This is a genomic window from Ruegeria sp. D4 (genome assembly GCF_056534475.1).
The window spans coordinates 110,616-130,816 of record NZ_JBQFPJ010000003.1; the positions used below are offsets into that span (position 1 = coordinate 110,616).

Annotated in this window: 21 protein-coding genes; 10 read left to right on the forward strand and 11 right to left on the reverse strand. The window is 57.9% G+C overall.

The annotated features are described in order from the left end of the window. Positions 1 to 81: 81 nt before the first annotated feature. Positions 82 to 963 carry a LysR family transcriptional regulator gene (locus tag ACR0MI_RS06440; protein WP_170613395.1) on the reverse strand — a complete coding sequence of 294 codons (882 nt, stop codon included), beginning with the start codon at positions 961 to 963 and terminating at the stop codon, positions 82 to 84. Positions 964 to 1,119: 156 nt separating this feature from the next. Between ACR0MI_RS06440 and ACR0MI_RS06445 the strand changes: the two genes are divergently transcribed. Next, positions 1,120 to 1,476, forward strand: coding sequence for a nuclear transport factor 2 family protein (locus tag ACR0MI_RS06445; protein WP_170613397.1), 357 nt, complete (start codon positions 1,120 to 1,122; stop codon positions 1,474 to 1,476). 23 nt (positions 1,477 to 1,499) lie between these two features. Here the strand turns inward: ACR0MI_RS06445 and ychF are convergent, their stop codons facing one another. Further along, a complete protein-coding gene (ychF, locus tag ACR0MI_RS06450; protein ID WP_170816784.1) occupies positions 1,500 to 2,597 on the reverse strand; it encodes a redox-regulated ATPase YchF in 1,098 nt (365 codons plus the stop codon). Between the two features lie 198 nt (positions 2,598 to 2,795). On the opposite strand from ychF, the gene ACR0MI_RS06455 reads away from it, so the two are divergent. The 7 genes from ACR0MI_RS06455 to ACR0MI_RS06485 all read left to right on the forward strand — a co-directional run bounded on the left by ACR0MI_RS06455 (position 2,796) and on the right by ACR0MI_RS06485 (position 8,817). Continuing rightward, on the forward strand, positions 2,796 to 3,281 hold the full coding sequence (locus tag ACR0MI_RS06455) for an acyloxyacyl hydrolase (RefSeq protein ID WP_170613401.1): 486 nt from the start codon (positions 2,796 to 2,798) through the stop codon (positions 3,279 to 3,281). Positions 3,282 to 3,359: 78 nt separating this feature from the next. After that, positions 3,360 to 4,151 carry a tryptophan synthase subunit alpha gene (trpA, locus tag ACR0MI_RS06460; protein ID WP_170613403.1) on the forward strand — a complete coding sequence of 264 codons (792 nt, stop codon included), beginning with the start codon at positions 3,360 to 3,362 and terminating at the stop codon, positions 4,149 to 4,151. Positions 4,152 to 4,289: 138 nt separating this feature from the next. Then, entirely contained in the window at positions 4,290 to 5,456 is a 1,167-nt protein-coding gene (locus ACR0MI_RS06465; protein ID WP_170613405.1) for an alpha-hydroxy acid oxidase, read from the forward strand. Positions 5,457 to 5,704: 248 nt separating this feature from the next. Then, a complete protein-coding gene (locus ACR0MI_RS06470) occupies positions 5,705 to 6,355 on the forward strand; it encodes a 50S ribosomal protein L25/general stress protein Ctc (RefSeq protein ID WP_170613407.1) in 651 nt (216 codons plus the stop codon). Positions 6,356 to 6,506: 151 nt separating this feature from the next. Continuing rightward, a complete protein-coding gene (gene pth / locus ACR0MI_RS06475) occupies positions 6,507 to 7,190 on the forward strand; it encodes an aminoacyl-tRNA hydrolase (RefSeq protein WP_170613409.1) in 684 nt (227 codons plus the stop codon). A gap of 79 nt (positions 7,191 to 7,269) precedes the next feature. Beyond that, the gene (locus ACR0MI_RS06480) at positions 7,270 to 8,433 is read left to right on the forward strand and encodes a serine hydrolase domain-containing protein (protein ID WP_170613411.1); all 1,164 of its coding nucleotides are present in this window, start codon (positions 7,270 to 7,272) and stop codon (positions 8,431 to 8,433) included. A gap of 9 nt (positions 8,434 to 8,442) precedes the next feature. Continuing rightward, positions 8,443 to 8,817: a DUF2237 family protein gene (locus tag ACR0MI_RS06485; RefSeq protein WP_170613412.1), complete on the forward strand. Its 375-nt coding sequence runs from the start codon at positions 8,443 to 8,445 to the stop codon at positions 8,815 to 8,817. Between the two features lie 87 nt (positions 8,818 to 8,904). On the opposite strand, the gene ACR0MI_RS06490 is transcribed toward ACR0MI_RS06485, so the two are convergent. Continuing rightward, on the reverse strand, positions 8,905 to 10,560 hold the full coding sequence (locus ACR0MI_RS06490) for an Ig-like domain-containing protein (RefSeq protein WP_170613414.1): 1,656 nt from the start codon (positions 10,558 to 10,560) through the stop codon (positions 8,905 to 8,907). A 104-nt stretch (positions 10,561 to 10,664) separates the two neighbouring features. Between ACR0MI_RS06490 and ACR0MI_RS06495 the strand changes: the two genes are divergently transcribed. Then, the gene (locus tag ACR0MI_RS06495) at positions 10,665 to 11,009 is read left to right on the forward strand and encodes a hypothetical protein (RefSeq protein ID WP_170613416.1); all 345 of its coding nucleotides are present in this window, start codon (positions 10,665 to 10,667) and stop codon (positions 11,007 to 11,009) included. 57 nt (positions 11,010 to 11,066) lie between these two features. Here ACR0MI_RS06495 and trpB read toward each other — a convergent pair whose 3' ends face one another. The 7 genes from trpB to ACR0MI_RS06530 all read right to left on the reverse strand — a co-directional run bounded on the left by trpB (position 11,067) and on the right by ACR0MI_RS06530 (position 16,577). Then, positions 11,067 to 12,314, reverse strand: coding sequence for a tryptophan synthase subunit beta (gene trpB, locus ACR0MI_RS06500; RefSeq protein WP_170613418.1), 1,248 nt, complete (start codon positions 12,312 to 12,314; stop codon positions 11,067 to 11,069). Between the two features lie 67 nt (positions 12,315 to 12,381). Then, complete coding sequence (locus ACR0MI_RS06505) at positions 12,382 to 12,717, reverse strand: hypothetical protein (RefSeq protein WP_480853940.1); 336 nt, start codon at positions 12,715 to 12,717, stop codon at positions 12,382 to 12,384. Between the two features lie 47 nt (positions 12,718 to 12,764). Next, positions 12,765 to 13,409: a phosphoribosylanthranilate isomerase gene (locus tag ACR0MI_RS06510; RefSeq protein ID WP_170613421.1), complete on the reverse strand. Its 645-nt coding sequence runs from the start codon at positions 13,407 to 13,409 to the stop codon at positions 12,765 to 12,767. Between the two features lie 5 nt (positions 13,410 to 13,414). Further along, positions 13,415 to 13,765: a LapA family protein gene (locus tag ACR0MI_RS06515; protein ID WP_170613423.1), complete on the reverse strand. Its 351-nt coding sequence runs from the start codon at positions 13,763 to 13,765 to the stop codon at positions 13,415 to 13,417. Positions 13,766 to 13,772: 7 nt separating this feature from the next. Further along, positions 13,773 to 14,057 (reverse strand): integration host factor subunit beta, encoded by a 285-nt coding sequence (ihfB, locus tag ACR0MI_RS06520; RefSeq protein ID WP_037310872.1) that lies wholly within the window; start codon positions 14,055 to 14,057, stop codon positions 13,773 to 13,775. Positions 14,058 to 14,329: 272 nt separating this feature from the next. Beyond that, the gene (rpsA, locus tag ACR0MI_RS06525; protein WP_170613425.1) at positions 14,330 to 16,006 is read right to left on the reverse strand and encodes a 30S ribosomal protein S1; all 1,677 of its coding nucleotides are present in this window, start codon (positions 16,004 to 16,006) and stop codon (positions 14,330 to 14,332) included. Between the two features lie 244 nt (positions 16,007 to 16,250). Beyond that, positions 16,251 to 16,577 (reverse strand): DUF6525 family protein, encoded by a 327-nt coding sequence (locus ACR0MI_RS06530; RefSeq protein WP_480440703.1) that lies wholly within the window; start codon positions 16,575 to 16,577, stop codon positions 16,251 to 16,253. 160 nt (positions 16,578 to 16,737) lie between these two features. On the opposite strand from ACR0MI_RS06530, the gene ACR0MI_RS06535 reads away from it, so the two are divergent. After that, the gene (locus ACR0MI_RS06535) at positions 16,738 to 18,216 is read left to right on the forward strand and encodes a sulfatase-like hydrolase/transferase (protein WP_170816782.1); all 1,479 of its coding nucleotides are present in this window, start codon (positions 16,738 to 16,740) and stop codon (positions 18,214 to 18,216) included. 134 nt (positions 18,217 to 18,350) lie between these two features. Here the strand turns inward: ACR0MI_RS06535 and ACR0MI_RS06540 are convergent, their stop codons facing one another. Then, positions 18,351 to 20,036, reverse strand: a complete 1,686-nt coding sequence (locus ACR0MI_RS06540; RefSeq protein ID WP_170678278.1) for a tryptophan halogenase family protein — start codon at positions 20,034 to 20,036, stop codon at positions 18,351 to 18,353. Positions 20,037 to 20,201: the final 165 nt, after the last annotated feature.

A 20,201-nucleotide genomic window follows, 5' to 3' on the forward strand; every position in this document is an offset into this window, starting at 1 on the left:
CCCTCCGATTGAGGCTCCGTGTCTCATCAGAATAGCATATCGTCAAATCGCCAAATTCAATCGCACGATAACGACAGTTTATCACCGTAAAGACGTCACCACGGCACGCAAAGCCTCGACCGTTGGCAATTCCGGGTCACGACTAAGGGTCGCCAAACAAATCGGTTTGCTGACAATCGGGTCGACTAAGGGCAGCACTTTGGTTCCCTTCAGATCGCCCAACGCCCGGACCAGAACCCGAGGCACAACCGTAGCTGCCAGCCCCTCGCGCGCCATCACCATCGATGCGGTAAAGCCGCTGGTTTCGGCGACGACGTGGGGATGCAGGCCCTGTTCGGCGAAAATCCGATCCAGAATGCGTCGGTTCTGCATCTGCGGCTCCAGAAGGCTGATCGGAAATTCGGCCACCCGAGCCCATGGAATAGGGCCGGATTCTTCGATCATGTGGGACGGGACAAGCAGCACATAGGTTTCTTCATACAGCGGCTGCACCTGCCGCAAGTCGGTGCCGATACTGTCGCCGTAGGTGATGCCCGCATCCAGACTGCCTTCGTCCAGCCGGTGCTGAATGGCCGAGGCCGACATGGTTTCGATCCGCGACAAAATGCGTGGATGAGCTTGCTGGAGGCGTTTGATGAGGCGTCCGGTAAAGGCAATCGCGGTGGGGATCACGCCCAGAATCAACGTCCCCGTAATCTCACCCCGCGCGGCCAGCACCTGCTGTTCCAGCGCCTTTGCGTCATCGAGGATACGCCGTGCGCGGCGGACGATCATCTCGCCCTCTTCGGTCAGGCCCTGAAACCGGTTGGCCCGGCGGACAATTGAAACGCCCAGCCGATCTTCGAGATTGCGGATGCGCATGGAAAACGCGGGTTGAGAAATCCCACATTCCTCGGCCGCCTTGGCGAAATGGCGTTGCCGCGCCAAGGCGCTGAGGAGTTGAAGGTCGCGGATTTCGATCATGCTTTAGCATTCCAACGTCGGGCAAAATGACACTCTAACCGCATTTTTCCAAAGGAAAAGCGCCGTCTCTGCCTGCGACCCGGCAATACAGAGTTCTTGCCTCGCCTGGTCAACTTGCCTCTAATGGAACGAGCGTACGAACGCACGGAGCGCATAATGACGGCAAAGGACGTTTTTCAAGAGTTGTATGACGGATACGTCGATAGATATCGATCAAATGACGCCGCCGGATGCGCGTCGTACTTTACAGAAAACGCAGAGTTGTTTTCACCCTATGGCCCTGCAGCGATCGGGCGACAAGCCATAGAAGATATCCATTCGGAGTGGGTTGAGGAAGGCGGCGAAGACAAAGTCATCGAAATTGTGCACGCTGATATCAATGACAATGTCGGTTGGTGCCTCGCTCGTTACAGCGAAGGTACGACCGGCCAGGGTACCTCTTTGAATATCCTATATAAGCAGGCTGACGGCAGGTGGCTGATCACCCAGTGCAGCTTAAACGAAGCGCTCTGAAAACTTGCCGCAGCCTGATTGATTTACGTGTTGAACAAGAAGTGCATCACATCGCCGTCCTTGACGATGTAGCCCTTGCCCTCGGCCCGCATCTTGCCTGCTTCTTTCGCACCCTGTTCGCCATTGGCAGCGATGTAGTCGTCATAGGCGATGGTCTCGGCACGGATGAAGCCTTTTTCGAAATCCCCATGGATCACGCCAGCGGCCTGCGGCGCGGCGGTGCCGGTGCGGATGGTCCAGGCGCGGGCCTCTTTCGGGCCGACGGTGAAATAGGTTTCCAGTTTCAGCAGGTCGTAACCTGCTCGGATCAGACGATCGAGACCGGGTTCTTCCAGGCCCATTTCCTCAAGGAACATCTGGGCTTCGTCCGCTTCCAGCAGGCTGATCTCTTCTTCGATCTTGGCGCTGATGATAACGTGAGCATTACCCTGAGCAGCGGCCATTTCGGCCACCTTCGCCGAGCACTCATTACCTTCGGCAGCTTCTTCTTCGGACACGTTGCAAACATAGAGCACCGGCTTGGTGGTCAGCAGTTGCAGCATCTTCCAGGCCTTGGCATCTTCGCCTGACACTTCAACCAGACGCGCGGGCTTGCCGCTTTCCAGCATCGCTTGCGCTTGGGCCAGCAAGCGGTCCTGTTGCTGTGCCTCTTTGTCACTGCCTTTCAGCTTGCGCACCAGATTGGCGCGGCGCTTTTCGATGCTTTCCAGATCGGCCAGCATCAGCTCGGTCTCAATCGTGTCCGCATCAGCTACCGGATCGACACGGCCATCCACATGGGTCACATCTCCGTCTTCGAAACAGCGCAGCACATGGGCAATGGCGTCGGTTTCCCGAATGTTGGCCAGAAACTGGTTTCCAAGCCCCTCGCCTTTCGAGGCACCTTTAACCAGACCGGCGATATCAACGAACGTCATCCGCGTCGGGATGATCTGTTTCGAGCTTGCAATCGCGGCGAGCTTGTCCAGCCGATCATCGGGCACGGCCACATCGCCCACATTGGGTTCGATCGTGCAGAACGGGAAATTCGCAGCCTGTGCAGCCGCGGTTTTGGTCAGCGCGTTGAAGAGGGTCGACTTACCCACATTCGGCAAACCCACGATTCCCATTTTAAAGCCCATGACGGTCTCCTAATGCCATTCGAGGGGTGCTTCTATGCAGGTCCGGGTCAATGCGCAAGCCAGAGCGAAAGATGGCGGCCTGATCCAAAATGCAACATCACGAAATCGTTCGACATCCGTGATCTTGCCCGCATTGAATCCTGCGCTCTAAGCTCACCATGTAAGACGTTGCAAACAAACAGATAGTGATCAACCGTTATGAAGAGTTTTGTTGCAGCCCTTGTGCTGATAATGGCCGCTCCGGCAGCGTACGCTCAAACCATCATCTTTGGCGCTGGGTATTCGGATTTCTCCGACAGCGACGCAGACGATGAAGCCGCTTTCTCGCTCGAGTACCAACACCGCCCCTTTTACGAAGCCACCCGCGTGTCCGCGACCTGGGGCAGCGCCCTGACGGTGGATACCGCTGGTGATGTTCATATCGGGATCGGGTTGATCGGGTTCTACACCTTCGCTGACCGATGGTTCGTTGAAGGCAGCGTCATGCCAGGGTACTTTTCCGAAGGCGACTCGTTGAACGATCTGGGCGGAGAGTTCCAGATCCGCAGCCTTGTTGGCCTTGGATATACGTTGAACAATGGCAACAAGCTGTCCTTCGCGATTACCCACAAATCCAACGCCAGCACCCAGGACGACAACCCGGGTGTCAACTCGGCCCTGGTCAGATATCATTACGCGTTCTGAACCATTCAGCCTTGACGGGATTGATTTCCGGGCAAAGTTTCTGCACATCAGGTTCAAACCTGAATGCAAGGACAGAAGATGACCCGTATCGACGCCAAGTTCGCCGCCCTCAAGGCCGAAGGCAGGAAGGCCTTTGTTTCCTACGTCATGGCCGGGGATCCCGATTTCGACACCTCGCTTGAGATCGTGAAAGGTCTGCCGGGCGCCGGTGTCGATGTGATCGAACTGGGCCTGCCCTTCACGGACCCGATGGCTGATGGCCCTACGATTCAGGCTGCAGGCCAGCGCGCGCTGGACGGGGGAATGACCCTGCAGCGCACTCTGGATCTGGCGCGGGCTTTCCGTGAAACAGATGATACGACCCCGATTGTCCTGATGGGATACTACAACCCGATCTACAGCCGAGGTGTCGACGACTTTCTGGCCGAGGCTAAATCCGCCGGAATCGATGGCCTGATCGTTGTAGACCTGCCCCCGGAAGAGGATGCCGAACTGTGCCTGCCCGCGCAGGCCGCCGGCCTGAACTTTATCCGGCTTGCAACGCCCACAACCGACGACAAGCGCCTGCCCCGCGTCCTTCAGAATACATCGGGCTTTGTGTATTACGTCTCGATCACCGGCATCACCGGCGCTGCCGAGGCGCAGGCCACCAATGTCGGTCCTGAGGTGGCTCGGATCAAATCGGAGACAGATCTGCCGGTTATTGTGGGCTTTGGCATCAATACACCCGAAAAGTCGAAGGCAATCGCAAGCATAGCTGATGGCGCCGTGGTCGGTTCAGCCATTGTCAGCCAGATTGCCGAGGGAAAGCCGGTCGACCAGATCCTAAGCTTCGTCCGGTCACTGGCGGACGGTGCACATTCGGCCTGATCCGCCGACAAAACTCGTCTCATGCGTCAACCGCAGCCCGCCTTTGCGAGCTGCGGTTTTTTTGCTGCCAGAGATACGTTGCAGAGCGCAAGAGAAATTGGTAAAGAAAATTAACCAAAGCTACCGGGGCCCGGAATCATGCCAGTCATTACAACGATTGAAGACCTCAGACGCATCTATGAACGCCGCGTGCCACGGATGTTCTACGACTACGCTGAAAGCGGCAGCTGGACCGAGCAGACCTTTCGCGAAAACACCTCGGATTTCGAGGACATCCGCCTGCGCCAACGGGTTGCAGTAGACATGTCCGGGCGTTCGACCGCGTCGCAGATGATCGGGCAAGACGTAGCGATGCCGGTCGCGCTGGCGCCCGTGGGGCTGACCGGCATGCAACACGCAGATGGCGAAATAAAAGCGGCCAAGGCAGCGGAAGATTTCGGCGTACCCTTCACCCTATCGACAATGTCAATCAATTCTATCGAGGATGTGGCCGAGAACACGGGCAAGCCGTTCTGGTTCCAGCTTTATACGATGAAGGATCAGGACTACATTAATCGCCTGATCCAGCGGGCCAAGGACGCCAAATGCTCGGCATTGGTGATCACACTCGACCTGCAAATCCTCGGCCAGCGGCACAAGGACCTCAAGAACGGTTTGTCCGCCCCGCCGAAATTGACGGCCAAAACAATCGCCAACCTGATGACGAAGTGGGCCTGGGGAATCGAGATGCTGGGCGCCAGCCGACGCGAGTTCGGCAATATCGTCGGACATGCGCATGGCGTTTCTGACGCATCCTCGCTGGGGGCCTGGACTGCCGAACAATTCGACCCAAGCCTAGATTGGGGCAAGGTCGAAAAGCTGATGGAGCAATGGGGCGGGAAGGTTATCCTGAAAGGTATTCTGGATGCCGAAGATGCGAAGATGGCCGCAAAGCTCGGGGCGGATGCCATTGTGGTCTCGAACCACGGCGGTCGCCAGTTGGATGGTGCGCTCAGTTCCATCCGAATGCTGCCGCAGATCATGGACGCCGTTGGCGGAGACATCGAAGTGCATATGGACAGTGGCATCCGTTCGGGTCAGGACGTTCTGAAGGCACTGGCGCTGGGGGCCAAGGGTACATATATCGGCCGCGCCTTTGTCTATGGCCTTGGGGCGATGGGTCAGAAAGGCGTAACCACGGCGCTGGACGTCATCCACAAGGAACTGGACACCACCATGGCGCTGTGCGGCGAACGCAATGTTAGCAATCTGGGGCGCCACAACCTGCTGATCCCAGAAGACTTCGGTGGTCGCTGGCAGAACTGAGAGGGCCGCTGTTGTCAGGGGCTCTGCCCCCGCCGCCCTACGGGCGTCTCCCCCGGGATATTTTTAGCCAGATGAAGACCGGATCCGTTTTTCATCTGGCCCCAAATATCCCGGAGCGCGAGGCAGAGCCTCGCAAAATGACAATCCGTCAAAAACCCCTTTCCAAACCCAATGAATCAAGCTAAGGACGCGGCTTCACGCGGGCATACAGCCTTGGAGGATGCCCGCCCTAACATTGGAGAATTATCATGGCTGGAGAGATTCCTGATCTCGTAGCTCTGGAACGGACGGGGACAGGCAAGGGCGCCGCTCGTCAGGCACGCCGCGACGGCATGGTTCCGGGCATTGTTTTTGGTGGCGACAAAGAGCCGCTGCCGATCCAGATCCCGTTCAACGTCCTGTTCAAGCGTCTGAAAGCCGGCCGGTTCAAGTCGACCCTGTGGAACCTGAAGGTTGAAGGCCACGAAGACGTCCGCGTCATCTGCCGCGACGTTCAGCGTGACGTCGTCAAAGACCTGCCGACCCACCTGGACCTGATGCGCCTGCGCCGGACCACCAAGATCGCTCTGTTCATTCCGGTTGAGTTCATCAACGAAGAAGAAGCGCCCGGCATCAAGAAGGGCGGCGTTCTGACCGTTGTTCGTCCGGAAGTCGAACTGATGTGCACCGCCGGTGAAATTCCTGAAAAGATCACCGTCGATCTGACCGGTCTGAACATCAACGACGTTGTGACGATTTCGTCGGTTGACCTGCCGGCCGGCACCAAGCCGACCATCGACCGTGACTTCGTGATCGCGAACATTTCGGCTCCGACCGGTCTGACGTCCAGCGACGATGAAGACGGCGAAGAGGGCGAAGTTGCAGCCGACGAAGTCGAAGTAATCGGCGCTGAAGAATAATTTCGGAACCTTTTGGTTCTGGATATGAAACGGGGTTCTTTCAGAGCCCCGTTTTTCTTTTGGCCGGGCGGGACTGGAAAGGCGGTGGCGAACCGTGCGATGAACCTGATACGTATTCAGGTATTGGCCCGCGACATGTAAGGACGAAATGATGAAGCTGTTTGTCGGCCTGGGGAATCCCGGTTCAAAATACTCTGGAAACCGTCACAACATCGGCTTCATGGCACTGGACCGCATCGCCGAGGATCACGGGTTTGGTCCCTGGCGTTCAAAGTTTCAGGCCGAGGTCTGCGAAGGTCGTCTCGGCACGGACAAAATTCTGCTGCTGAAACCGCAAACCTTCATGAACCGATCCGGCCAGTCCGTTGGTGAAGCGATGCGGTTTTACAAGCTCGAGTCGGTTGACGTGACCGTCTTTCATGATGAACTGGACCTGGCCCCCGGAAAGGTGCGGGTCAAGGCCGGCGGTGGTCACGCGGGGCATAACGGGCTGCGATCCATCCACGAACACATCAGTCCTGCCTATGACCGGGTACGGCTAGGGATTGGCCATCCGGGGCGCAAGGAAATGGTCTCGGCCTATGTGCTAAGCGATTTTGCCAAGGCTGACGCCAACTGGCTGGAAGACGTCCTGCGGGGCGTTTCGGACGGGGCCCAATATCTTGCCGAAGGGGAAAGCGGGAAATTCATGAATGCCGTCGCTTTGCGGACGGTGCCTGCGCGGTCGTCAAAAACACCGGAAAGGCCCACACCAAAAGCTGCGACCGACCCTGAGCCTATTCCGGATCCGGATGACCGGTCACCGATGCAAAAGCTGTTGGACAAGTTTCGGTAAATCACCTGCTGCCGCAACGTTCGGATTGCGAAAGGTCCCGGACCTCTTTTCTATTGTGTTGATCAGGTGGAGGGGACGAATGAGAATTGTATTCAGATGGCTGTTGCGCATTGTTCTGGCGCTGGTTTTGGCGGCCGTCGTCGTTGGCCTGTGGAAACGGGAAGAGCTCGAGCGGCTTCTGGCGGTCAATTCCCTGTTCTCGGAAGAGCGGATCGTTCACAATTTCTCGCACATGAGCGACGCCTTTCTGACGGTCGATCTGCCGCGCGGGAGCGGCCCGACATGGGAACTGCCCTATGGACCGGGCTTTGATCTGCCTGAGGGAACCGATCAATGGATCGGGGAGCGCGCTGTGACATCCCTGCTGGTGATGCAGAAAGGCCAGATCCGGTTCGAAGAATACTATCTGGACACCGGCCCGGACGATCAGCGGATATCGTGGTCCGTCGCCAAAAGCTATCTGTCCGCCCTGTTCGGCATTCTGTTGGCCGAGGGGGCAATCGACTCGCTGGACGATCCCGTGGTGAAATATGCGCCCAAACTGGCCGGCAGCGCTTATGACGGCGCCACGATCCGCAATGTCCTGAACATGGCCAGCGGCGTGACATTTGACGAGGACTATCTGGATTACAACTCGGACATCAATCGGATGGGCCGTGTCGTGGCGCTGGGGGGGGAGTTGGACGACTTCGCCGCGTCCCTGAAGGACAGCTTTGCCGCGCCGGGTGACACCTGGCAATATGTATCAATCGACACGCATGTGATAGGTATGGTCATTCGCGGCGCGACCGGGCGCAGTGTTACCGAGCTGTTGACCGAAAGGATCATTCAGCCTTTGGGGCTGGAACGCGATGGGTACTACATCACGGATGGGGCCGGTGTCGCGTTTGTTCTTGGCGGGTTGAACTTTACAACCCGCGACTTTGCCCGGTTCGGACAGATGATACTGCAAGACGGTTCCCGAAGCGGCGAGCAGATTGTTCCCGCCGACTGGATTGCCGAGTCGACATGGCCAAGTGCCCCGACCGAAACCGGCAAGATCGGCTATGGATATCAATGGTGGATCCCCAAAAACGCGCATGAGGGCGAATTTCTGGCGCGCGGTGTCTATGGGCAATACATCTATTTCGATCGGCCGCGGGATGTCCTGATTGTCACCACCGGAGCCGATCGCAAATTCCGCGAACCCGGTGTCAGCGATCAGAATATAGAAATGTTCCGCAAGATCGCCCAAACCCTGTAGGATGCCTCTATGCAAAAACAGGACAGCATCAATGTGCTGGGAGGTGTCCTTGCCCCCTGTTCGCGTGATCCGCTGACCGGGTTCTTCCGGGACGGGGCCTGCAATACCTGCCCCGAAGACCAGGGCAGCCATACGGTTTGTGCTGTTATGACAGCCGAATTCCTCGCCTATTCCAAATATGTCGGAAATGACCTGAGCACCCCACGCCCCGAATTCGATTTCGCCGGCCTCAAGCCCGGCGATAGCTGGTGTCTGTGTGCGGGTCGGTTCCTTCAGGCCCATGACGAGGGCTGCGCCCCGAGGGTTCATCTTGAGGCCACGCATCAACGCGCATTGGACATTGTGCCGCTGGACATCCTGCAGCAGCACAAAGTCGGGTCCTGACCCTTCGTCGGTCTTTAGAATCCGTTTCGGCTTATTTTTTAGAAAAAGAAGTCCCGGACGGATCCGGGACTTTAAGGAATGTGTCGGTCAGAAGTTGATCTGCCACGTCAGATCGACGCTGTAGCTTTCAAATCCGCTTTCGCCGATGCCGTCGTAAAACACACCTGCCGCAAGCAGGCTGTTGTTCTGCAACCTGTAATCAAGACCCAGATCGACCCTGCCGCGTGTGGTGTCCCCGATCGGGGCGACGCCCGGCACGGTGCCGGTGCCTGATGTGCTGCTCCAGACGCCGGACAGACCGCCCGTCAGAATCATGCTGCCACGTGCGACGGAGATCGGGTGGCTGAAATCCATTCCCAACTGAACGGTCGTCAGGCTGAAATCCTGGGCCGAAATCGGATTGCCCAGACTGTCCGTATAGGCCTCGGCATCATCGCTGACATAGCTCAGATCCAGAAGCGGCATCAGGGTCAGCGCCCCGCGCTGGATTTCGCCTGTGACCCGCGACTGCACCAGCCAGCGGTCACTGTCGAATTTGTCCGAGTATGTGCCCAGAGGCGAAACCTCATTGTCAGCTTTCCCGTAAAGCGCACGTCCTTCGAAATAGATCGGATGCTCGGGCAGTTTCGCCACGACATACGGGCCAACAAACCACCCGGTGCCGTCAATCTCGGACGCGCCGTTTTCGGTTTCGGCATAGTCCAACTGCAGCATCGCACCGACCAACAGGTTCTGATTAACCTGATGGTGCGCCCCGAGAACCGCCAAAGCATAGCTGCTGTCAAAGTCGTCCTGCGAACTCCAGTTGCCTGTAACGTTCAGCCAGATGGGCAAGGTCGGATCGCTGGCAAAGTTCAGAAACCCGGCGCCCTGAGATACGGACGCATCGAACGCTCCCGCGCCGGACTGTTGCAGAAACCGCGTCAGGTTGGGCTGGTTTGAGACTAGGCTGTTCGCGCGGGCATTCTGAAAGGCCTGAATCAAACGCTGCGTGTTTGTTGCGGGCTGCACGGTTGTAACAGTGTTCGACGCCAGATTGAGATTGCCTGCGGCGTCGGTGAAAACTCCGGCCGGAACGGAAAGCTCGATTGTACCGTTGTTCTGCGGGGTCAGCGTAGCAACGTAATCCACACCCGAACCGGTCATGGTCGCGGTTGCGTTCACCACCAAGAGATCACTGGCAACAAAGTCGGTGCTGGGTTCGCTGAGGGTGATTGTCGCGGTAAAGGTGCCGTTCCCGGTCGCAGTCAGCGCCCCGACCGAAGCCGTGGGCTGGGTCGTATCCACCAGCGTCCGGGTGCTGATGATCTGCGTGTTCGTCACACCCGACAGGGCCAGTTCGTATCTGTAAAGCGGCCCACCGGGCGCTTCCTGAGCCGTGAAAATGATCCCCATGTAACCGTCGGCGGCATATGTGCTGTCTGCGCCGTCCTGACTGAGAATGGTTGGGTTCAGCCAACCGAGGTTGGTCAATCCGGCCGGAGTGATGATCGGAGACGGCGTGATCCCGCCACCAAAGTAAATCGCACCGCCCGGTGCCTGGCCGCTGCCGCTGAGGGCGACAAATGCAGTCGTTGCGCCGGGGATGTTGGTAAACTGGACGGAACCGCCATTAGGTGACGCAATGGGTGTATTGAAGAAGGTAGCCCCACCAAAGGCCGCGCCTTCCTTGCTGCTGCCGAACAGAACGACTGAAACCAAACAGACAAGGCCAAGCAGCCTACTAAAAAAGGAGTTAACCATCCCAACCTCCAACAAACCCGATAGGGGCATAACACAAGGATATGCGCCTTATGACATGCCATTCCGAACGCGCAACTGAGTTCTGACACCGTCCGGGGCACATTATGATTAGCAACCAGAAGTTGCGAAGTGCCAGTGAGTTTATTCAAATTCAAAACGCTGTACAGATTCACCACATCTCAATTATTTCGCGTGTATCGAATTTGCCAGATGCGCCGAATCTGGCGCTTGCGGCAGGGATTATCCCGGCGCCTATTTGGCAAATAATGCTGAGGGTTGGCGGAAAAATCCTGGTAAAACACAGCAGCTTTCTAACCAGACCTTACAGGAGGGCTGTTTCGGCACTGCAAGCTAACCCGGCAAAAGCCAGACAATCCGCGCCAAAGCGCTTCATTTTCCGCAATTGCGAGACAGTGAAAGCAGTATGGCGACCGGGGCAGGTCCAATGATTCTCGGACCCACCGCCGTGCAACATCTGTCTGGCTTACGCTGACGAAATCAGAGGCTTAGATTGCCTCGCGGCCTTCGGTATCGGACATGTCAAAGTTCAGGTATTTCGCAACCGTCTGAACATCCTTGTCGCCGCGTCCGCACATGTTCATGCAGATCAGGTGATCGTTAGGCAGTTCCGGGGCAATCTTCATCACATGGGCCAGTGCGTGGCTGGGTTCGAGTGCCGGGATGATGCCTTCGGTTGCGCAGCACAGCTGGAACGCTTCCAGCGCCTCTTTGTCCGTGATCGAGACATATTGCGCACGCCCTACCTCGTGCAGCCATGAATGTTCTGGCCCGATGCCTGGGTAGTCCAGACCAGCGGAAATGGAATAGCCTTCAAGAATCTGGCCGTCGTCATCCTGCAGCAGATAGGTTCGGTTGCCATGCAAAACGCCCGGACGACCACCGGTCAGAGAAGCGCAATGCTCCATCTTTTCGTTCACGCCTTTACCGCCCGCCTCGACGCCGATGATATTCACGGACTTGTCGTCGAGAAATGGGTAGAACAGGCCCATCGCGTTCGACCCACCACCGATGGCGGCGATGATCGTATCGGGCAGACGGCCTTCGGCCTTCATCATCTGTTCCTTGGCTTCCTTGCCGATGATCGACTGAAAATCGCGCACCATCGCCGGATACGGGTGCGGACCAGCAACCGTTCCAATGCAGTAGAACGTATCGCGCACGTTGGTCACCCAGTCGCGCAGCGCGTCGTTCATTGCATCTTTCAGTGTCCCGCGACCGGAAGTCACAGGGATCACCTCGGCCCCCAGCAGGCGCATGCGGAACACGTTCGGAGCCTGACGCTGCACGTCATGGGCCCCCATGTAGACCACGCACTTCAATCCGAACTTGGCGCAGACGGTGGCGGTGGCTACGCCGTGCTGCCCTGCCCCGGTTTCAGCGATGATCCGGGTCTTGCCCATGCGCCGCGCCAGAATGATCTGGCCCAGCACGTTGTTGATCTTATGCGCGCCGGTGTGGTTCAGCTCGTCACGCTTCAGGTAAATCTTTGCACCACCCAGATGTTCGGTCAGGCGTTCCGCGAAGTACAGCGGCGACGGGCGGCCAACATAGTTGGCCCACAGATCGTCCATCTCGGCCCAGAAGGTCGCATCGTCCTTGGCCTTCTCATATTCCTCTTCCAGCGACAGGATCAGGGGCATCAGCGTTTCGCTGACGAACCGTCCGCCGAAGATGCCGAAACGGCCCTGTTCGTCGGGCCCGGACATGAAGGAATTGAAAAGATCGTTGGCCATGGGTGTCTCCCTCGTCGTACCCGTTGTTCATAGGAGGTGGCGGCGGGATTTGCCATGGCAAAACGTATCATTCAGCCGCATGAACATGCTGAGACCAAACCCGCAGCGCCTGGTCTCTGCTTGGCACGGCAATACAGTTGAAATGATGGAACTCATGCACCTCCGCCAACCGGGAGGCCGCCTGCACAACGCGCCGATGCGGGCCGGACTGGGCGAATGTCAGCATGGCCTCGGCGTCGTGCCAGACGCTCAGCGAAAAATACATGCCCTGATGTGGGAACAGTTCCACCCGCAGGCACAGCGGATCGTCACGGGCCTGCAAATAAGCCTGGCGCGCGCGCCAGAAGAACTCGGGCGCGTGATACCAGTTTTTCAGGGCAACTCCACCGATTGCGGCCAGCATCCATTCATACTCCTTGACAGGAGATACGCGATGGCGGCCCGATCAGATCACCGGGTGGCTTCGATAAAGGCGTTGATCAGGCCCGAATCCTTGATCCCCGGAGCACTTTCAACACCTGAGGCGACATCTACCTGCCGTGCTCCCGTCATCCGAATGGCCTCGGCCACGTTTTCCGGGTTCAAACCGCCGGCCAGCATCCATGGCTTACGCCAGTATTTGCGCCCAGCCAGCAACCGCCAGTCAAACGCCAGCCCGTTACCGCCCGGCAAGACCGCGTTCTTGGGGGCTTTGGCATCAATCAGAAGCTGGTCCGCGACGTCGCTGTAGATATCGATTGCGGCCAGATCTTCGGCATCTGCCACACCGATGACCTTCATCACCGGCAAGCCGTAACGTTCCTTGACCTCGCGCACACGCTCAGCACTTTCGCTGCCGTGCAATTGCAACATATCGAAGGGCGCCGCCTGAGTGATACTGTCCAGCAGATCGTCCGAGGGGTTCACGACCAGGGCCACCTTGGCCACGCCAACCGGCACGTCAGCCATCAACGCAGCCGCCTGTTCGGGCGTGACATACCGGGGCGACTTGGGAAAGAAGTTGAATCCCAAGTATCGTGCACCAGCATCTACGGCCGCGCGCACCTGAGCCGGGGCGGTCAGGCCGCAGATTTTCACACTAATTTCAGTAGACATGCCGCTTAGCTGGCCTCGTCCAGCAGAGCCAGAACCTCATCCTGACCTTGATTCTGCTTTTTCTTGAGCTTCTTGACCTCACGCTCAAGTTTGCGCACTTCGCCTTTGCTGGCCGTCGCGTCGCGGCGGTGCTTGTGTTCGCGCAGCCACTCCCAAAGAAAGCCTATGACCAGCCCGGCAACCACGCCCCCAAGAACAACTAGGAACAGCGGCAACGAGGTGCTGAGGTTGAAGCCAGCCAGCTCGGACAAGGCATCCGGCATAAGCTTGAGTTCAACCATTTCGCGATTGGCCAGCGAAATCGAGATCAGGGTGATCCCGAGGACCGCAAGAAAAGCATATCGAATGTAGCGCATCATAAGGTCAGGCTTTACCGTTCAAACGGTCCCTTAGCAACTTGCCTGTCTTGAAAAACGGTACACATTTTTCCTCGACCTGCACGGTCTCACCGGTTCTGGGATTGCGGCCGACGCGCGCGTCCCGCTGTTTGACAGAAAAAGCGCCAAATCCGCGCAGTTCGACCCGGTCGCCACGGGCCATAGCATCGGTCACTTCCTCGAAAACGGTATTCACGATCCGTTCAACGTCACGCTGATAAAGATGCGGGTTCTCGTCGGCGATTTTCTGAATCAATTCTGAACGGATCATAGGCATTACCCTCCCAGGCGACCGGATTACCATGTCTATTGTTTTGGACAGTATAAGAAAAAACGCTGAACGGGGGAACGCAAACTCCGCGTGCCGAGGCATCATTTTGCCATATTCTCACGCAATTTTTTGCCTGCGAGCCTGATTCCGGGCTCCAAGGAACGCCTGTTGCCCGAGTTGGGCCTGGAAATCAGAACATGTTGATTCGCAACAAAAACGGCCCCGCACTGACGTGCGGGGCCGAAATTCGACTGCTTCGAACAGCCTGAGGTTTAGTCGCCGGATTTCAGCGCCGCACCCAGGATATCGCCCAGCGATGCGCCCGAGTCGGAGGAACCGTACTGTTCCACGGCCTCTTTCTCTTCGGCAATCTCGCGTGCTTTGATCGACAGGCCCAGACGGCGAGTCTTGCTGTCGACGTTGGTGACGCGGACGTCGACCTTGTCACCGGTCGAGAAACGCTCGGGGCGCTGCTCGGCACGGTCACGCGACAGATCCGAACGGCGGATGAAGGACTTCATGCCCTCATATTCCACCTCGATGCCGCCATCTTCGATCGCGGTGACTTCAACGGTGATGACCGAGCCACGCTTCACACCGCCCACGGCTTCGGCGAACTTGTCACCGCCCAGGGCTTTGATCGACAGCGAGATACGCTCTTTTTCCACGTCAACTTCCGAAACGACGGCCGAAACCATGTCGCCTTTGCGGTAGTTCTGGATCGCATCCTCGCCACGCTCGTCCCAGGACAGGTCGCTGAGGTGAACCATGCCGTCGATGTCGCCTTCGAGGCCAATGAAAAGACCGAATTCGGTGATGTTCTTGACTTCGCCTTCGACCTCGGTGCCCTCGGGGTGTGTTTCTGCAAACACTTCCCATGGGTTGCGCTGAGTCTGCTTCAGGCCCAGAGACACGCGACGCTTGGCGCCGTCGATTTCCAGAACCATGACGTCGACTTCCTGGCTGGTCGAAACGATCTTGCCGGGGTGGACGTTTTTCTTGGTCCAGGACATCTCGGACACGTGCACCAGACCTTCGACACCAGCTTCCAGCTCGACGAACGCGCCGTAGTCGGTGATGTTGGTGACGCGACCCTGATGGACCGAGCCCAGCGGGTACTTGGCAGCAACCAGATCCCACGGATCTTCCTGCAGCTGCTTCATGCCCAGGCTGATGCGGTGGGTCTCTTTGTTGATCTTGATGACCTGAACCTTGATGGTTTCGCCGATCGTCAGGATCTCGGACGGGTGGTTCACACGGCGCCATGCCATGTCGGTGACGTGCAGCAGGCCGTCAACGCCGCCCAGGTCAACAAATGCACCGTATTCGGTGATGTTCTTGACGACACCCTCGACGGTCTGACCTTCGGACAGGTTGCCGATAACCTCGGCGCGCTGTTCGGCACGCGATTCTTCCAGGATAGCGCGGCGCGAAACAACGATGTTGCCACGGCGGCGGTCCATTTTCAGAATCTGGAACGGCTGCTTCAGACCCATCAGCGGGCCAGCGTCGCGCACGGGGCGGACGTCAACCTGCGAGCCGGGCAGGAACGCAACTGCGCCACCCAGATCGACGGTGAAGCCACCTTTGACGCGACCGAAGATTGCACCTTCGACGCGCTGGTCGTCTGCATATGCTTTTTCCAGACGGTCCCATGCCTCTTCACGGCGGGCCATCTCGCGCGAGATGACGGCTTCGCCACGGGCGTTTTCTGCGGCACGCAGGTATACTTCGACCTCGTCACCAACAGCGATTTCAGGAGCTTCGCCGGGATTTGCGAATTCTTTCAGATCAACGCGGCCTTCCATTTTGTAGCCGACGTCGATGATGGCCTGACCGGCTTCAATCGCCAGAATCTTGCCTTTGACAACAGAACCCTCTTCGGGTGTGTCCATTTCGAAGCTTTCATTAAGGAGGGCTTCGAATTCCTCCATGGATGCGTTAGCCATGTGGCGTTGTTTTCCTTTACATACGTTTTTACTGGCCGAGCGGTTGTCTCCGCCGGTCTTGTTTCATGACGTCTTCGGACGTGATCCGGGGCGCATCCGATTACACAAACACAAAGGGCCGAGGTGACCCGGCCCTGCTCAGATACGTCATCCGGACGTTGACCGCCCTTGTACAGACAGCGCGCGTATAGGCGGATTTGCTGACCGGCGCAAGTGGAAAGCCCATATTTCCAAGGTAAATGGCCTATTGGGCGCGATCCTGCCGCCCCGGCTGATCGAATTTTGGCTTCCAGATCCGGGCGTCCCGCTTCAGCATTGCCCTTTCAATTGCATCCAGCCGGGTTTTCGCCGCTTCCGGATTATGGGTTCCGCCTGCACGAATCCAGATCCGCTTTGCGGAAGCCGGGCTCCACGGAAGGCAGGCGGCTGCAAGCCACTGACGCAATTCAGGCGGCAGCGCGTCATAAGCCCGCATTGGTGAACCGCCTCTTATCCTGCGATGGAGACTGGTGTTTTGATTTCGCCGCCTGTGCCTGCCCCGGCTGACACCCCCAGAGGAAGTCGCGCCCATATTTCCGCCTTTGCTTAAAAACAAATCGATATGTTATGACATTACATTTCGTGCAGAAGGACGCAACTGCGCAAATGGCCCCAAATCACTTTCCCGGAATGTCGCAATCAAACCTGCGACCAGGCCCGACCCGACGGTATGAAGTGAGGCGGAGGACCCCATGACTCAGCAAAATACGAATTTTCTTGTCATCATTTCGGACGAACATCGCAAGGATGCCATGGGTTGCGCAGGGCACCCGATCGTAAAAACTCCGCATCTGGATGCGCTGGCCGCACGGGGCACGATGTTCCGGGCCGCCTACACGCCGTCGCCAATGTGTGTCCCGACCCGCGCAGCGCTGGCCACAGGTGAATGGGTGCACCGCACCGGCAATTGGGACAGCGCCTCGCCCTACGCCGGAGACCCCCGCAGCTGGATGCGGCAGCTGCGCGACGCCGGGCGCGAAGTGGTTTCCATCGGCAAACTTCATTTTCGGTCGGCCGACGATGACAACGGGTTTTCGGAAGAAATCATTCCAATGCACGTGGTCGGCGGCGTCGGATGGCCCGTCGGTCTGCTACGGGAAAACCCACCGCCTTACGATTCAGCCGCTGAACTGGCAGGCGACGTAGGTGCCGGCAGCAGCACCTATACCGAATACGACAGGGGCGTCACAAACGCCGCCGAGGCTTGGCTGGCGGATCCCAAGCGCCGCGAGCAGCCCTGGGCCGCCTTTGTTTCGCTGGTCAGCCCGCATTACCCGCTGACCTGCCCTGAGGAATGGTACAACCTTTACGACCCCGCCGACATGGACCTGCCGGTCGGTTACGGCGAAGGCCTGCCTGACCATGAAGAGCTGCGCAATATCGCCGCCTTCTTCAACTACGAGGACTATTTTGATGAACAGAAGATGCGCGAAGCAAAGGTTGCCTATTACGGCCTGACCTCGTTCATGGATCACTGCGTCGGCCGCGTGGTTGCCGCGCTGGATGCCAGCGGACAATTGGACAATACCGTTATCCTATATGTGTCGGACCATGGCGACATGATGGGGGATCAGGGTTTCTGGACCAAGATGGTCATGTACGAAGCCAGCGCCGGTGTGCCTATGATCGCTGCCGGTCCCGGTATTCCCGCAGGCCGCACCGCTTCGACCTGCACAAACCTGACCGATATAGCCGCCACCGCCCGCGAGGTCTGTGGTGTTGCCGATGACGAAGGGAACGCCGGCCAGCCCGGCCTGTCGCTGCGTACCATCGCCAATGCGCCTGACGACCCGAACCGTACCGGTTTCAGTGAGTACCATGATGGCGGTTCAAAAACCGGCAGTTTCATGGTGCGCTGGGGCCGCTGGAAATATGTCCACTACGTTGGTCAACCACCGCAGTTATTCGATCTGGAAACCGACCCGCACGAACTGGTGAACCGCGCGGTGGATCGGGTAAACGACCCCGACGTTGCCGCCGCGCTGGCTGAGGGTGCGCGCCGCTTGCACGAAATCTGCGATCCGGAGGAGATCAACACCCGCGCTTTTGCCGACCAGCGCCGCAAGATCGAAGCGCTGGGAGGGGAAGACGCTTGCCGCACGGCCTTCGTGTTCAACCATACGCCGACGCCGACCGAACAGGACGAGATGCGCGAGGGATCCGCGCTATAGCGTCAGATCACTTCGCTCGGCGGCTCCGATAATGGCGGTCCTCATAACACCCGAGTGAACGCAACAGGGGCAGAGTTTCGAAGCTCTGCCCCTCATAAGTCCTTCCAACCCCTCTTTCTGAGAGGCGGGGAATTTTAGAACAGCTGCAAATCCTTCGCGCCGCTTTGGATCTCCGCAAAATTGGGCATGTTGTGGATCACCGCCGGAGCCGGGACCGCACCCGGCATGGCCACTGTAGGCTTCACTGCAGCTGCCTTTCCAAAGGCTGGTCTCTCCAGTTCTCCCCGGATATCGCGCAGCAGCGTTTTGTGATCCGGCATCGTTTTGAGGATCTGTGCAAGGTGCCCCTTCGCGCCCTTCCACCACTGGAACCAAATCGGTCGGTTCAACGGTCGCAGCCGATCACGGATGCCCTCACCATAGCCCGTATCATAAACCTGCTTGCCCAAAAGAACCGTCTGATAGACCCGGTGGTCAAACAGCGTTGCAAACTCGACATCGTGCTGCATCGGAAGGCGGTGCTGCCACAATTCCAGGTTCTCGGCCAACCGATCCGGTACTTTCATCTCGGTGCGTGCATCGATCCAGTATTGGTCGTCCGTGCGGTTGCCCAGTTGGTAATGCAGACAGATGAATTCCAGGACTTCGCCATAAAGCTTGTCCATCTGCCGGTTATATCTGGCACGCAAGGACGGCTCCATGTCGCGTGTGGGCAGGTGTTCGGCGAACCAGCGCACTGCATGATCAATCATATGGATCGCGGTACTTTCCAAAGGCTCAATAAAACCACCGGACAGACCGATCGCCACACAGTTCTTGACCCAGGCGTTGCGCACACGACCGATGCGCATGGGGATCACCCGTGGCGTCGCCCCCTTGCCGCTGTCCCCCAGCCATTCGAGGTATTCATCCGCCGCCTGATCATCCGTGCGGTGTGCCGACGAGAACACATAACCGGTGCCCACACGGTTGTAGAGCGGCACCCGCCATGTCCACCCTGCGCCCAGTGCGGTAGACCGCGTAACGCTTTCGATCTTTTCCGGGTTGGGATGCTCGATCTGCAACGCCATGGCGCGGTCGTTTGGCAGATAATCCGAATAGTCCATAAACGGCTCGCCAAGTGCCTTGTTGATGATCAACCCGCGAAAACCGGTACAATCGACCACCATCTCGACGTCATGGCGGCCTTTGCGGTCCAACATCAGGTGGCTGACATTGCCCTGTTCATCCAGCTCTACTGACTGCACTTCATCCTGGATATGCTCCACACCGCGCTTGGTGCAGACCTTGGTCAGCATGCCTGCGAACTTTACGGCATCCAGATGATACGCATAGCCAAAGCGCTGTTCAAATTCGGGCTGACCCAGTTGCCGTGCGCCTTTACACAATCGCGCCAGATCATCGTGTGGCGAGATTGATTGCGTGAAGTCCCGATCCCCATTGCCAAAGCGCAGGAAATATTCGGCGGCCTCCAACCCCTCCAGCATCTGGCCATGGGCAAAAGGGTTCACGTAGTCGATGCGATTGCCTTTGGCGTCCTTGTTCCAGTTGCAGAATTTCACACCCAGCTTGAACGATGCGTTGGTCTCGCGGAAAAAATCCCGCTCTGAAATGCCCGCCTGGCGGAGCGTGACGGGCATGCGCGGAACCGTGGCTTCGCCAACACCAACGGTGGCGATATTCGGGCTTTCGATCAGGCAGATACGCGGGCGATCCTTGGGTGCTGACGTGCGTGAAAGCACCATTTCCAGGATCAAGGCGGTCATCCAACCAGCCGTACCACCACCTACGATGGTGATTTTACTTAAACGATTATTCATGTATTTCTGTCCCTGTTGGCTTGGGGGATTTCTTGGCTGCCTGCCCTTTTTTGTTTTTGGGCTTGTGTGGCAGCCTTCCCTTTTCGCTGCGGGAAACTATAGCAGTTTTCCTGCTTTCAGCTAGAGCCTATGAAAATATGGCATTCAGACCCGCCCATGCGTCCG